Raw genomic sequence first — 13250 nt, 5'->3', positions numbered from 1 at the left:
TCGACCAGTGGGCTGAGCGTCTTGGACAGCGAGGTCGCGGTGTCGGCGATCTGGTGCACATCGATCGAGCCGCCGGTGTCGGTGCCGGACAGTTGCCTTCCGAGCGCGTCGACAGTCGATCCGAGACCGGGCAGGTCGGCGTCGGTAAAATCCGAGGTCAGCGCGGTGGCGACCGCCGCGCTACCTCCCCCGGCACCGGCGCTGGTGTTGTCGTTGCTGGGGGTTTTCGACAGGATCGACCCGAGCGATCCGAGGAACGGGTTGGCGCCCTTGCGGATCGAGCAGTACAGGTCGTTCGGATCGCAGATCGACGCGACCCGCCCCGACAGATTGCCCATGCCCTGCGACCGGGGACCGGCGATCCCCTCCCCCGACGTCGTCGGCCCGACCGGTGCGGCGCCCTTCGTGCCGGCACCCGGGTCGGCGATCAGCGCCACACCGAGGACCTGGTCCGCATCGACCGGCCCTCGATCGTTTCCGATCGCCGACGCGAGATCGCCTGCAGCATCCGCACCCTGGGAGTATCCGGTGATCGTGATCTTCGCGCCCCGACACTCGTCGGCCCAGGACGTCAACACGGCGGTGGCCTTGCTGACCGCGTCGGCCTTGCTGTCGGCGTAGGTGTGGCCGTTGTCGAACGCGCGCGCCATGTACGGCAGCGTGTAAATCTGCGCGCGGGCACCGTTCTGCGCCTTGATTGCCGCCGCGACCGGGGCGAGCATGCCCACCGGCCGGGTCGGGTCGGCGTTCTCGTTGGTCTCCCAGGTGCCGGGGATAAACAAGTTGAAGGTCGCCGCGCAGTTGGCCGGGTTGGCGTTGGCGATCGCGGGTGCGGTAAGAGCGACGCCGACGACGACGGTCGCAGTGGCGATCAGGGCGACCGTGCGACGGGTTCTCGAACCTCTGGCGGGCATGGGCACCTCGAATTGCCGGAAGGGACACTGCTGCCCACCTTCACCCATTTCGGCGTTTCCCCTCAACGGGGTGTCGGGGTGCCCCGCTCCTTTTTAGGGCTCTGACCGGCGAGAATGGGCCGGAGTCGGGTGTTTTCACCTGCGATGGAACAAGGGCCACCCGACCCATGACACGTCAAGGACTGAGCTGGAGAACCGGCACGTCCCCGTCAGATCAGATCCAGTCGATGTGGACGGAGTCGATGTGATCGAAGTGGAACCCGAACTGGTCGCTGTACTTGTCGAAACCCTTGTTCTCCGGGTAGTCAAGGGTGGCGTGCCGCTCCAGCAACGCCACGACCCGGGCGTGATCGTCATTCGCCAGTGCGGCGGCCAGCTCGCGGGACTCCTCACTGGTGAACGGTGTGTCCGAGTTCGCGAAATCCAGGGTGCGGACCCGGTAGTCGTAGCCCTCGTCGGCGCCGTTACGGACCATCACACCGCCCCTGACCCGGATGACCGCCTTCTTCGGAGTTCCGTCCGGGCGCAACACCCCGGCGCGCTTCATGATGTCCTGCGCCTTGACGTTGCGGAGTTTCTTGCTCGCGTCGGCCCGCAACTCGTTCGTTTCCCCGGACCGGTACCGGGAGACGGCGGAGCGGGACCGGCCGATCTTCGCCGCCACCGCGTCGACACCGCCGAGGCGTTCAATCGCGGCACGCCGCTGGGCTCGCTCGAGAACATCCGGGTGGGGGATCCGGCCCTGCTGGGCCCACCGGCGCAACGTGCGAGCCGATGGGGGTGTGCGGCCGGCATCGATCGCCGCCTGACGCAGGCCCTCGTTGCCGAGCTCCTTGCGCAGCTGCTTGACCGAGACCTTGCTGGTCAGCCCGGCCAGCCCCCCGCTCTTGACCTGCTTCGACTTCTCGACGCCGCTGGTCGCGGCGCTGGCGACGGAGACCTTGAGTCCGTCGAGACCGACCGCCTCCTGCGCCGGCTTCTTGGTGCGCGGCTTCGGAAGATGCAGGGCCATCAGAGCACCCCCTCCCCTTCGACGTCGTCGGCGTCCTCGTTGTCGTTGTCGGCGAATGCCGCCTTGATCGCGAGGTTCACGTCGTGCACGTCCTGGGCCGAGGTGAAGGCGGACAGGAGTGTGTCGGTGAGGACCACGTCCTTTTCGACCGACATCTTCCCCAGCGCCTCGCTCGGATCCGCGATGTCCTCACCGCCTGAGAGGAGGTACACCCAGGAGTCGGTGACGGTGCGGACCGGCCAACGGCCGTGCTCGCGGGCGATCCGCATCGCCACGCGGCGGCCGCGCCACCGGCAGTGCGCGATAATCGACGCGCGCCAGAGCGGTTGGTGGTGATGTTGCATCTGCTTCGCGGTCCACATGTCCGGGTTGACCATTCGCCCGATGTAGCCCTTGTAGCAGGTGCCGAGGAACCGCTTCGTCGCGTCGTCGTCGGTGTCCACCGCGGCCTTCCGGGCCTCGCGCAGGATCTTCGCCCACTTGTCCAGCGCCCGGCCCTGCTGTGGGTAGACCCAGGCCTCGGTGATGTCGAGGTCGTCGAGGTCGGCGCCGATTCCTCCGTCTGCCACCGGTAAGCACAGCCCGTCGAGGCTGACCGTGCTCACCCAGGTCTGCACCGGTTGGTCCGCGAGCATGTGCGGGTGCGGCAACGGCAGCTTCTCGGGAAGCGACAGCGTTTGCCCCGCGGGGAGGGTGATCCGCCACAGCCCGAACGGTGCACCCTTCTCCCCCACCGCCGCAGCTCCGGCATTGTCACCAGTCAGGAGTGCGGGCTGCCCGTAGCCGAACTCGAGCATGCCCGCGGAGGCGAGGTAGGCGGCGCGTTGATCGATCGACACCAACCGGCTCGTCCCGTCCACATCCTGGGCGTCGGGGACCCGGGTCCAGCCGACCGCGGGTTCGAGGTCTCCCCGCGGCGCGCCGTCCAGGGGTGGGACCGAGCCGGGTGTGGTGACGACGATGCCTTTGCCGCTGCGGGTGCGTTCACGCTTGATCTTGTCGACGAGGGCGGCGCCGGTCCGCGCGGGCGTTGGTCCCGGGAGCACCCCGAGGTGCTGGGCGCACCAGGCCAACCGGCGACCGAGTTCCCGTGCTGCGGGGAGGTCGTCGTCGGGGAGATACGTTCCGGCCGTCGGTGAGCCGAGGATGCCCATGTCACCGACCCGGTTGTGCCAACCGAAGTCCTTGTTCCAGTACGTCCACACGTACGGTTCGATCACCACATCGACCATCGAGGTGAAGTTCCCGATCGAGCGGGACAGGTGCACCACGTGCCCAGGGTCGCCGCGGAGTTCCCACCCTGCATTCAGCATCGGTGTGAGGGTGGCGTGCAGGACGGCGGTCAGTTCCTGGGCGGCGCGGTTGCGGAGGGCTTCCATGTCGTCGACGTCGTCTTCGCTGCCTGGGTCGATGATCCACCCGAGCAGCTCGCACGCGGCCTGTCCGACGACCCAGATCTGTGCGGGGGCGCCCAACGGTGTCAACGAGGCCCAGCGGATCAATTTGTCCAGCTTCTCGACCGAATCGACGGGACCAGTCAACTCCCGCCCCGAGGGTGTGAAGGTCCCGTCGGCGGTCACGATCAACGCATGGCCATCGGCTTCCTCTCCTGCGGGCAGCGCCTCCCACACCGGCGGATCCGCCGCGTCGTTGCCAGCCGTGTCGCTGCCAGCCGTATCGCTGCCAGCCGTATCGCTGCTAGCCGCGTCGTCGTGCACTTCGTCGCCGTCCACCGCAGCGCTGACGGCCGCTTCGCTGTCCGTCTCGGGTGTCGGCGGGGTCGGGGCGTCGTCGGCTTCGGCGACATCCGACCGCTCGGGCGATGCAGGGTGTGCGGCAGCGGCCGGCTCAGAATCCGCATGATCGGTTTCGACGAAGACATCAGCATCGACCGAGAAAGCGTCGTCGTCGGGGAGAACGTCGTCGTCGGGGAGAACGTCATCGGTGGCAGAGGGAGATGTCGTCGGGGTTGTCTCGGGCAGTGCGAACAGGGGTATCTGTTCCCACGGACTGCTCATGACTCCTGCTCGGTGATCCGGCCGTCATGATCTGCCGGCGGGACGCGGTAGCGGTCGAAGAACTCCTGCAGGGCCACGTCCACGACGTTGGTCACCGTGGATTGGCGATCGTTCACCAGCCAGTTCAACCGGGCCTCCGTCGAGGCCAGGACCCGGGTATTGAGCGGAACCTTCGTCGGGCCCTTCCGCGGTTCCAGCTTCGCCGTCAATTCCGGACTCGGCGTTCCCGCACCACCGACGTCGCCCGCACCGGACGCGCGTTTCGCCGCCCCTACGGCTGCCCGTCCGGCCCCGGTCGGGCGGCGGCGGGCGCCGCCTTCGGAATTTCCTGCCTTCGCCATCCCCACCCACTCGTGTTCGGTATGCCACCCGTGTACGTGCGCGGACATCACCCTACCCACTACGCGCCTTCTTACCCGTATTTTCGCTGGCATGTTTGCGCGCAGAGTTGCGCCCAGACTGTGACGGGGTGGGGTGTTACCTCCCGCCGAGGGCATTGACGCCGCTGGTGGCGGCCTCGCCGGAGACACTGCCCGGGCAGTGTCCCAGCCGGAAACCATCATGATGCGACAACCGCGGAGTCGTCATTCCACCAGCGTGATCGGCACCCCGGGGGTGATGAACAGGTGGTGCCGGGCGCCGTCATGGGTGAGCGACATCGCCACTCCCAGGGTGTGTCCCTCGGCGAACCGTGCGAGCAGCTCCCGGGTGGCCTCGAATCGGGTCTGGCTGATGCCGTAGGTGACGCCGTTAAAAATGAGGCTGGGCACCCTACCCTCCTTGTGTTGACGGCGGATCGTTGCCGAAAGTCTCGCTGACAACCCCTCGTCCATTGGGCGGACACACCGTCGCGACTCGCGGGGTGTTGGCTGGGGCGGGATTACCAGCGGTGGACGACGGTCGGGTTCGGCTCGTCGCTGCCAGGCAATCGGTTGACGGAATCGTGCGCGCCGCAGCGACGCAATTTGGTTGAACCGTTGCGCCGCAGCGCAGCCGAATCCCTCGCCTAGCGACGAGTACGCTCCTTTCGACGAGACGCCCGGACACATCGCATACCCTGGCCCGGTGACCGATCCGACAGATCCCACTGCCGAAGCCGCCATGGTCCTGCTCCGCGAGCACGGGCCCATGCATACCGACGAATGGGCGCGGCGGCTGGTCGCCGAGGGGCACGGCTATCTCGCCGACATGGAGGAACTCGCCGAGTACATCGGCCATCCCCGGCTCGGCTACCTGGCGGACGGTCGCAGCGTGGCCCTCGACGCCCTGCTCGCCGGGCGCGTGCTCACCCACCGGCTCACCGAGGCGGAAATCTCCTCCGGCATCCTCGACGCCCACCCGGACCTGACACCCCTGCTGCCGTTCGACGACCACGACCCGGCAGCAGGCGGGCTGAGCACCCTCTTCCGTGACCTCGACGACGACGTGTTCGACGAGCGCGGCGTCGACGATCCCGACTGGCCGACGGACGCGGCGCTGCTGCTCGAACCGGACGCACTCGCCGAATTCCGTCCCGGTGACCTGGTCGTGCTCGCCTTCGTCGACGGCGAGCTGCGGCTCACCGCCGCGGCGGCCCCACCCGCACCCGCACCCGATCTCGCTGTCGCGCTGGCCGACCTGGTGCCGATGGACCGCCCCGAGCCCCTGGACACCATCATCTGGCAGCTGATGGCCGACGACCGGTCCCTGTTCGCGGCGCCGACCATCCCGCTGGGCGACCTGATCACCGACGCCGGATACGTGTGCGACGGCGACGACATCGCGGTCCGGGGATTCGACTTCACCGCCCACCGCGGGAAAGCGCACGCCGCGACGGTCACGGCGGCTCACCACCTCACCGACGACGAGACGGAAGCGGTCATGGCGTTCATCGCCCTGATCGGCGTGCTCGAGCGCACCCCCGCCAACGAGCGCGAACGCGCTGTCGACGCGGTCGTGACGAGCGCGAGGGACCGGTTCGCCGGGCTCGCCCGCCCGAACGCGGCCCGCGCCGCGTTCGGCGAGGCGTACGCCACCTGCCCGGCCGGCACCGAAACCCTGCGCCTGGCCGCCGCGGTGCTCCGCGACCGCGGTCCCCGCCGGATCGCCCCGACCGCGCACTGGCTGGCGGGCAAGGCGGCCGAACTCGACGGACGGACCGCGGACGCCGAGCGGCACTACGAGCGAGCCCTGGCCGTGGACCCGAACTGGGACGAGGCGCTCGAGGCTTTGGCCCGCTTCGCGTCCGATCGTGGTGACGCGGTGCGGGCGATCGGGCTGCTCGACCGGGTCGAGGGTGCGTATCGCGAACCCCTGTACGACCTGCTCCAATCGTTTCTTCCCGTCGACCGGCCGGACCTGGGGCGCAACGATCGGTGCTGGTGCGGATCCGGGCGCAAATACAAGGCGTGCCACCTCGGCAAGGCCGAACACCCACTGGAACAGCGGGCTGGGTGGCTGTACCAGAAGGCGGGTTCGTTCGCGCAGGGCATCGAGTGGCGACCGCTGCTGATCTCGCTCGCCCAGATTCGGTCCGCGCACGACGACGATCCGTTCGCGCTGTATCACGCGCTCGACGACCCGCTGGTCGCGGATGTGGTGATGTTCGAATGCGGAGCCTTCGCGCGGTTCGTCGCCGAGCGCGGCGTGCTGCTGCCCGCGGACGAACTGCTCCTGGCGCAGCAGTGGTTGCTCGCCGAGCGGTCGGTGCACGAGGTGGAGGCGGTGCGTCCGGGCGAGGGGCTGAGGCTGCGCGACGTGCGCACCGGCGACCGCCTGGAGGTCGCCGAGCGGACCGCCAGCAGGGCGTTGCGGGCCGGCGACTTCTTCTGCGCCCGAGTCGTTCCCGCCGGTTCCACGATGCAGATCTTCGGTGGCATCGAACCGATCGAGCCCGGACAGCGTGGTCGGCTGATCGAGTTGCTCGATTCGGAATCCACCGACCCCGAGGAGCTGGTCGAGTTCCTCAGCGCCCGGTTCGCGCCGCCGCGGCTGGTCACCCCCGACGGGCACCCGATGGTGGCGTGCCGGGCCGTGTTCGAGGTGGGCGACACCGCCGGGATCCGGCGTAGGCTCAGTCGCCGCTTCGGCGCCGCCGACGCAGACCGGTGGTCCTGGACCGAGCAGGGCAGTGTGCTCGGCGTGCTGATCCTGGTCCGGGATACCGACCCCTGGGTGCTCGAGGTCGAGGCGATGAACGAGCCACGGTTCGAGTCGCTGGTCGACGCCGTGGGGGCTGCCGATCCCGGGGGGAGACTGCGTGAGCAGACCCGGACGCCGGCGGCGGAGTTGATGGCTCAGGCGCAGAAAAAGGGTGTTCGCCCAAGCCAACCTGTCGACCCCGAGGATCCCGCGATCGCGGCGGCGCTCGACGAGCATATCCGCGGATACGAGCAGCAGTGGCTCGACGAGGCGATCCCCGCCCTCGGTGGTCACACGCCGCGCGAGTGCGCCGCCGACCCCACCCGCCGCGACGACCTGATCCGGCTGCTCGACTCCTTCCCGCAGGAGGAGCGGCCGGGGGCGATGAGCGTGCGCCGTCTGCGGGAGGCATTGGGGCTCTAGGGTTCCGGCTGCCGCCCACGCACCGAACCCGGCGACGTCGTTGCCCAAGGGTGACGACCGTGGCCCGCTGCTCGAGGGGCGCGGGCGGCACGGGGGGCGTCGTTGCGCGGGTTTTCCGCCCGTGCCAGTGGGTGTCCACCGGGTTCGTAGCGCGGCGAGGTGTCCGACCCGGGTGCCGGCACGACCGCGGACGGTTGACCCAACCGGCTTAAGGCGGCGTCGAGGCCCCTGCTCGACGGTCAGCGGTGTGCGGTATGCGCTCGGGATGGCGACGATCCGCACCAAACACGGCGACGATGCAGTCGAATCCGGTCGGTGCGGGCCGGGACAGAGTTAGACCGTCGATGCGTACCCGATAGTGCGTGCGGCGGTGCGGATGATCGGCCGCACGCGCGGGTGATCGAGTGGGCGAGTGAACTCGGGGTCGGTGGGGAACGAGTCGGCGGCGGGGTTCCACAGCACGACGTTCGGACGGCCGGTCATGGTGGACGGTACGTACAGACCGTCGAGGTGCGGCCATGTCAGGTGGATGGTGCGCGCCCAGGTGCGGCACACGGTACGCGGTCCGTGCAGCAGTGCGTAAGAGGCTTGGTTACGCACCAGCCAGGTTTCGGTGAGGTTCAGCAGATTCAGGGGACGGGTCGGGCGCCACCCTGTCAGGGCAGGCGCCCCGATCGTGGTGTCGATCGTTCGTGTCGCCTGGTACACCTCGGCCAGCGCGGTGGCGACATCGCAGGCGGCGTAGAGGACCCCGATGGTGGTCGCCGCCGCGGCGGGGCCGGGATGCGGGTCGTAGCGCATGGACGCGATCGGCCCGTAGGTGCGCAGAGTCCGCCAGGACACCACGTGAGGGCCGGTGGTGCGGTGGATCCGCCACAGCACACCGTCGTAGGCCAGGACGTCCTCCGTAGCAACGGTGAGCGGGGTCCGCGGTGCCCGCGGAATCTTCGGGTGCCGACGGCTCACCAGGTGTCGAGGGATTCCAGGAGCGCGACCACCGGTGCCGGGTCCGCCGCCGCGGCCAGATGCTCGAGCGGAGTCCGGTCGCCGAGGTCGGGTTGCGAGGTGTGCATGAGCGCGGCGACCGACACCGGGCTCGCCGTCGAGGGGATGGCCGCCACGACAGCACTGAGCCCCGGCAAGACATCGTCACCGACGAACTGCCATCGCGGGATGCGGCGATGCCCATGCAGATCGAATGCCCACAGCGTGCGCGCGGTGAGCCGCCGGGACACCACCGACCTGTCGATGCCGAGCAGCGCCGCTGCCTCCTTGACGTCCAACGAATCCGCGAGCACCGTCACGGTTTGCCGCGCGATCTCCACCGCGCGAGCGCGGATCTCGGCCACCGGCGACCACTGGTCGAGGACTTCGCCGACGCCCTCGCCGGCGTGGGCGCGGAGGAACTCGATCTCTCCGGCCGACAACGTGTCCGACGCGGCGGGTACCGCGGTGAGTGCAGCGTCGAGTTCGCGAAGCATCTCGCGGCCGGTGAGGTCGACGTGATGCTTGGCCAGCAGCGCGTCGAGCGAATCCACCCTCTCCACCGACCTCATATGCACATCTTAGCCCGCCTGTGCACTGTTGTGCACATTAGTCGCCGGAGTGGGCACCTGCGGGGTCGCGCGAGGCAGCACGAGATTGCATCGCAGCATTCTGATCTCATCGAGCTACATGTCGTCTGGACAGCTTCGGGAGCCCGAAGCCGAGCCGGGACAGCGGCGGGGTTACCCCGGTAATGAAACCCTGTTTCGATAAGGCACCCTCTGGTGGCGATTCGCCTGCTCGATTCAGTTGCTGAGCTACCAGCTCGCGAGCTACTGACTCCCCGGCCGTTGCGCATCGGTGGCGACTGCCGTGGCCGGCGGCCGCGACGAAACACCGCCCTCAGAAGGGACCAGGACGCGACACCTCCGCACGAGTAACGCCTTCATCACCATCAGAGGCATCACGTCGTCGGGGCCCTCACGACCCAATACACAATGTTCCCACTCCAGGCGCGTCCCCCGCCCCACGCAACGAGGGGCTACCCACCACATCTCGGGAACTGCCTCTCCACGGCGGCGCACCATGGCAATCGAATAACTGAGCCCACATTTGCCGGCGCCCCCACCAGCAGGTGCAACCAGGTGACGCGCATAAGCAGCGCCATCATGAGATTCCCCAACACTGGTGGCGCACCACCTGGACGAGCGCTGTGTTGTGGAGAACGGGTCGAGGCCTGGGGCTGGCGTGAACCACCCCGCCGCTCTCAGCTGGCGGGGTGGCACCGTTGCTGCGGACCGGGCCGGACGCCTGGTTGGCGTCCGGCTATCCTCGGCGCGGTGAGGTCACCGAATCGTGCGGCGCTCGCGGCCCTGGTCGCCGAGGCCACCGTCGACTGCTACAACGACAGCGAATGCGTCACGGGTTTCTACACCATGCTCGACGAGCATCTCGAGCTGCCGTTCCAGACATCTTTGTTGGGGACCGAGGTCACCGTGTCGGGCATCGACCTGGCCGACGAGCACATCGTGGTGATCTGCGCTCGTGGCCGGTCGCGACAGCGCATCCCCATCCTCGATCTGCCGTTGCCGACGCCTCCGCCCGCCGGTGCGCAGTGGATCGAGGCATACCGCCACTGGCTGAGGTACGTGAGGGCATGAGTGTGAACACCGGCAACACCGGACCCCTGGGCGTGATTGGCGAGCACCGGATACGAGCGACCGAGCAGGAAGCCTCGCTGAACCTGCACACGGTGCTGCAGCTATGCGCGGCGGGTGAACTGCGGTGCAGCGAGAAGACCCGCCGCCCCTCCGCGGCGACGGTCGCTGCCGTGGGCTCTCAGCTCGTGCACGGCGACTTCTACCTGCACGACCCGATCGCGTCGTTCGCTTGGCCGCTGATCATCCAGGCCGGTGGGTTCGCCAAGATCGAGGGCGGGCGCCTCCAGCTGACGCCCAAGGGCCGCACCGCCCTGCGTCGGCCGCCGGCCGAGGTCATCCGGCAACTGTGGCAGCGCTGGCTCACCCACGCCGTGATCGACGAGTTCAGCCGAATCGAGCAGATCAAGGGCCAGCGCGCACGCAATGTCCTCACCTCGGCCAAGACTCGCCGACAGACGGTCGCGCAGGGACTGGCAAGCTGCCCACCCGGAGAGTGGATCAGCGTGGACTCCCTGTTCACGACCATGCGGCGGAAAGGGATGAGTCCCACCGTCGCCCGCAGCGAGATGGCGCTGTGGAAGCTCTATCTCGTCGACTCCCAGTACGGCGGTCTGGGCTACGACGGCTACCACCGGTGGGAGATCCTCGAGGGCCGCTACACGGCCGCGGTGCTGTTCGAGTACGCCGGCACGCTGGGACTGCTCGACCTCGAATACCTCCACCCCACCGGCGCCCGATCGGACTTCCACGACAACTGGGGCGGCGACGATCTGGACGCGCTGAGCAGGTACGACGGACTGCAGTCGATCCGGCTCACCGCCCTGGGCTGCTACGCCCTGGGCCTGACCGACACCTACCACGCGCCCACCGACGACGAGACCACCGCGGTGCTCAAGGTCCTGCCCAACCTCGACGTCGTCGCCACCGGAACCCTGTCCCCCGGTGATCAGCTTCTCCTGTCCGCCTACGCCGCGCACACCGCGGACCGGGTCTGGACCATCTCCGCCGCGAGTCTGCTGACGGCGATCGATACCGGCCGCAACCTCGAGGACCTCACCACCTTCCTCGCCCAGCGGACCGAGCACGAGTTGCCCGGCTCGCTGACGACGCTCATCACCGACGTCACCCGCCGAACCACCCAGCTGACCGACCACGGCCACGCCCGGGTGATCGAATGCACCGATGACGCACTGGCCGCGCTCGTCACCCGCGACCGCGCACTCCGCAGGCTGTGCCGCCCGATCGGCGACCGCCATCTCGCGGTCCCACCCGAACACGAACTGAAATTCCGCAGGGCCCTGTTGAAACTCGGCTACGTCCTGCCGAGACAGACCACCCCCTGAGCGACGTCGTCACACACCGCCAGCTCTGCACCCCATTCTTCCGGAGCTGCGCCGTCGCGATGGCCGAGTTCGTCTGGTACAGGCGAGCGTTGACGGTGAACGCCCCCGTCCGCCCCCGTCGATGACCATCGCATTCGACGTCACGACGGAATCCGGGTAGGTCGTCGTAGCCGCGACCATCGGCGTCGTCCGCGTCGCAGTCGCGGTGTTGTACATCGATGAGACCACAGCCTTCATCGATTTCATTTGCACAGCAGCCACGGTCGGCGTGCTCATGGCAGCCATGGCCGTTGCCTTGGCTGCGGGGACTGTCGAGGACGCGGACCGAGCCGGAGCAGCTGCCGCAGCGGACGCGATCATCACCGGAGCGCGACCTTCGAGCCGCCGGGACGACCGGTGCAGGGAAGGGTCGCGGACGCCGTCATCACCGGTGCAGCGACAGTCGCGGTTCCGGTCGCTGTCACGACGGCCGCAGACATCGCCGCCGTTGCAGTCATCGTGGGCGGCCGCAGGTTGGCAACTACCGACACGGCGTGGTCGCCGATCGCCGCGGTCGCGGTCATCGCAACAGCCGAGTCGTGCACCCACGAAGGGGACCACCTCTCCCCACACCCACACATTACTGAACTGCTCGGGCACGTCGACCCGAGGAGACCGTCATGGCCCCGGCATCCCGGATTCGGTGCCCCCTTGGTCGAATGCACTCGGTTGCTGCGGTCGGTTCCGATGGGCGGGCGTCACGCGTGGTTCCATGACCACCGCAGCTTCCTCGCGAAACCGAAGGCGGCGGTCCTGCAGGATCAGGCCGGACACGTCATTCCACCAGCGTGATCGGCACCCCGGGGGTGATGAACAGGTGGTGCCGGGCGCCGTCATGGGTGAGCGACATCGCCACTCCCAGGGTGTGTCCCTCGGCGAACCGTGCGAGCAGCTCGCGGGTGGCCTCGAACCTGGTCTGGCTGATGCCGTAGGTAACACCGTTGACGATGAGGCTGGGCAACCTACCTCCTTTGCTGACGGTGGATCGTTGCCGAAAGTTTCGCTGACACCGACTCCTCCCCGAGGACGGACACACCGTCGCGCCGACGGAGACATCTGGAGGCGGGGTCACCAGCGGTGGACGACACTCGGGTTCGGCTCGTCGCTGCCCCGAATCGCGACCGGAGTCGCCGGCGTGATCAGCAGGCGAACCGTCGTGTTCTGGCTGACGAAACCGACGAATCCACCATTGCCGTTGTCTTCGAAGAGGCCCCGGATGTCGTCTTCAAGGCCGTGGGCGGCGGCCGCATCGGCGAGCGGGTAACGGACCCCGTCGTAGATCGCTTCGTAACTCATGATCCTTCTCCCGCCGGTCTCGTCTCGTGGTGCCCATAGCGTACGAGCGCCGGGCCGCCGGTCGGGGCCGACGCCGACACCGACGCCGACACGTTGTCCGCAACCGAGAATCGACCGGATCGCTGCACCCCAGGCGACCGCGGTCAACCCGCCCCCGCGCCACCGTCGACCTCGCCGGGAAGCGCCGGACCGACGGCGCCTCCCCCTTTAGCTTCTTTTAGCGTTGCCAGGGACCGGCACCACACGCAAGGCGAGCCGGTTACCGTCTGTCGGTATGGGGACCACCTTCCACGGGCCGAGTCCGTGGCCGCACATCACCCGCGCCATCCGCACCCGCGGCGCCCGGTACGCCGCGATCGGCTACCTCGGACATGACGCACCCGCCCTGCTCCCGCTGCGCGCCGGGGACCTGTTGGTCGTCAACGCCTCCAAGGCCGCGA

General features: G+C 68.6%; 13 protein-coding genes and 1 pseudogene. 4 read left to right on the top strand and 10 right to left on the bottom strand.

The features are described 5' to 3' along the window. From QM841_RS42480 to QM841_RS42460, 5 genes are all read right to left on the bottom strand, one after another. Nucleotides 1-914: cutinase family protein (locus QM841_RS42480; RefSeq protein WP_283336725.1), on the bottom strand; the 914-nt coding region annotated here is incomplete at its 3' end. A 214-nt stretch (nt 915-1128) separates the two neighbouring features. Next, nucleotides 1129-1926 carry a hypothetical protein gene (locus QM841_RS42475; RefSeq protein WP_283336723.1) on the bottom strand — a complete coding sequence of 266 codons (798 nt, stop codon included), beginning with the start codon at nt 1924-1926 and terminating at the stop codon, nt 1129-1131. After that, nucleotides 1926-3944 carry a hypothetical protein gene (locus QM841_RS42470; protein ID WP_283336721.1) on the bottom strand — a complete coding sequence of 673 codons (2019 nt, stop codon included), beginning with the start codon at nt 3942-3944 and terminating at the stop codon, nt 1926-1928. Before QM841_RS42470 ends, QM841_RS42475 begins: the two co-directional genes overlap by 1 nt. Beyond that, nucleotides 3941-4333 (bottom strand): hypothetical protein, encoded by a 393-nt coding sequence (locus QM841_RS42465; protein ID WP_242323951.1) that lies wholly within the window; start codon nt 4331-4333, stop codon nt 3941-3943. Before QM841_RS42465 ends, QM841_RS42470 begins: the two co-directional genes overlap by 4 nt. Nucleotides 4334-4528: 195 nt before the next feature. Next, nucleotides 4529-4714 (bottom strand): hypothetical protein, encoded by a 186-nt coding sequence (locus QM841_RS42460; protein WP_005572022.1) that lies wholly within the window; start codon nt 4712-4714, stop codon nt 4529-4531. 295 nt (nt 4715-5009) lie between these two features. On the opposite strand from QM841_RS42460, the gene QM841_RS42455 reads away from it, so the two are divergent. After that, nucleotides 5010-7487 (top strand): SEC-C metal-binding domain-containing protein, encoded by a 2478-nt coding sequence (locus QM841_RS42455; RefSeq protein ID WP_283336717.1) that lies wholly within the window; start codon nt 5010-5012, stop codon nt 7485-7487. 333 nt (nt 7488-7820) lie between these two features. Here QM841_RS42455 and QM841_RS42450 read toward each other — a convergent pair whose 3' ends face one another. Beyond that, on the bottom strand, nt 7821-8453 hold the full coding sequence (locus tag QM841_RS42450; RefSeq protein WP_242323947.1) for an RES family NAD+ phosphorylase: 633 nt from the start codon (nt 8451-8453) through the stop codon (nt 7821-7823). After that, nucleotides 8450-9043 carry a helix-turn-helix domain-containing protein gene (locus QM841_RS42445; protein WP_120661688.1) on the bottom strand — a complete coding sequence of 198 codons (594 nt, stop codon included), beginning with the start codon at nt 9041-9043 and terminating at the stop codon, nt 8450-8452. The genes QM841_RS42450 and QM841_RS42445 overlap by 4 nt, the downstream gene beginning before the upstream one ends. Nucleotides 9044-9811: 768 nt before the next feature. On the opposite strand from QM841_RS42445, the gene QM841_RS42440 reads away from it, so the two are divergent. Together QM841_RS42440 and QM841_RS42435 are read left to right on the top strand one after the other, a co-directional pair. Then, nucleotides 9812-10132 carry a calcium-binding protein gene (locus tag QM841_RS42440; protein ID WP_095870752.1) on the top strand — a complete coding sequence of 107 codons (321 nt, stop codon included), beginning with the start codon at nt 9812-9814 and terminating at the stop codon, nt 10130-10132. Beyond that, entirely contained in the window at nt 10129-11475 is a 1347-nt protein-coding gene (locus tag QM841_RS42435; RefSeq protein ID WP_095870751.1) for a helicase-associated domain-containing protein, read from the top strand. Before QM841_RS42440 ends, QM841_RS42435 begins: the two co-directional genes overlap by 4 nt. A 359-nt stretch (nt 11476-11834) precedes the next feature. Here QM841_RS42435 and QM841_RS42430 read toward each other — a convergent pair whose 3' ends face one another. The 3 genes from QM841_RS42430 to QM841_RS42420 all read right to left on the bottom strand — a co-directional run bounded on the left by QM841_RS42430 (nt 11835) and on the right by QM841_RS42420 (nt 12810). Then, nucleotides 11835-12038, bottom strand: a complete 204-nt coding sequence (locus QM841_RS42430; protein ID WP_283336712.1) for a hypothetical protein — start codon at nt 12036-12038, stop codon at nt 11835-11837. A gap of 251 nt (nt 12039-12289) precedes the next feature. Further along, nucleotides 12290-12475, bottom strand: coding sequence for a hypothetical protein (locus QM841_RS42425; RefSeq protein ID WP_120661685.1), 186 nt, complete (start codon nt 12473-12475; stop codon nt 12290-12292). A 107-nt stretch (nt 12476-12582) separates the two neighbouring features. Further along, on the bottom strand, nt 12583-12810 hold the full coding sequence (locus tag QM841_RS42420; RefSeq protein WP_120661684.1) for a hypothetical protein: 228 nt from the start codon (nt 12808-12810) through the stop codon (nt 12583-12585). A 274-nt stretch (nt 12811-13084) separates the two neighbouring features. Here QM841_RS42420 and QM841_RS42415 point away from each other — a divergent pair. Beyond that, nucleotides 13085-13250: pseudogene (locus QM841_RS42415) on the top strand (phosphatidylserine/phosphatidylglycerophosphate/cardiolipin synthase family protein); the annotation flags it as partial.

Origin of the sequence: Rhodococcus sp. IEGM 1307, assembly GCF_030056915.1 — a bacterium.
In the GTDB taxonomy this organism is placed as follows: Bacteria; Actinomycetota; Actinomycetes; order Mycobacteriales; family Mycobacteriaceae; genus Rhodococcus_F; species Rhodococcus_F opacus_D.
The sequence above is the reverse complement of the archived record's forward strand: the minus strand, read 5'-3'. Positions and strand labels throughout refer to the sequence as shown.

Bases quoted from the DNA above. Each gene is read 5' to 3' on its own strand.
- QM841_RS42420 (WP_120661684.1), bottom strand. From the start codon at position 12,810: ATGAGTTACGAAGCGATCTACGACGGGGTCCGTTACCCGCTCGCCGAT.
- QM841_RS42430 (WP_283336712.1), bottom strand. From the start codon at position 12,038: ATGACCGCGACCGCGGCGATCGGCGACCACGCCGTGTCGGTAGTTGCC.
- QM841_RS42465 (WP_242323951.1), bottom strand. From the start codon at position 4,333: ATGTCCGCGCACGTACACGGGTGGCATACCGAACACGAGTGGGTGGGG.
- QM841_RS42445 (WP_120661688.1), bottom strand. From the start codon at position 9,043: ATGAGGTCGGTGGAGAGGGTGGATTCGCTCGACGCGCTGCTGGCCAAG.
- QM841_RS42470 (WP_283336721.1), bottom strand. From the start codon at position 3,944: ATGAGCAGTCCGTGGGAACAGATACCCCTGTTCGCACTGCCCGAGACA.
- QM841_RS42435 (WP_095870751.1), top strand. From the start codon at position 10,129: ATGAGTGTGAACACCGGCAACACCGGACCCCTGGGCGTGATTGGCGAG.
- QM841_RS42475 (WP_283336723.1), bottom strand. From the start codon at position 1,926: ATGGCCCTGCATCTTCCGAAGCCGCGCACCAAGAAGCCGGCGCAGGAG.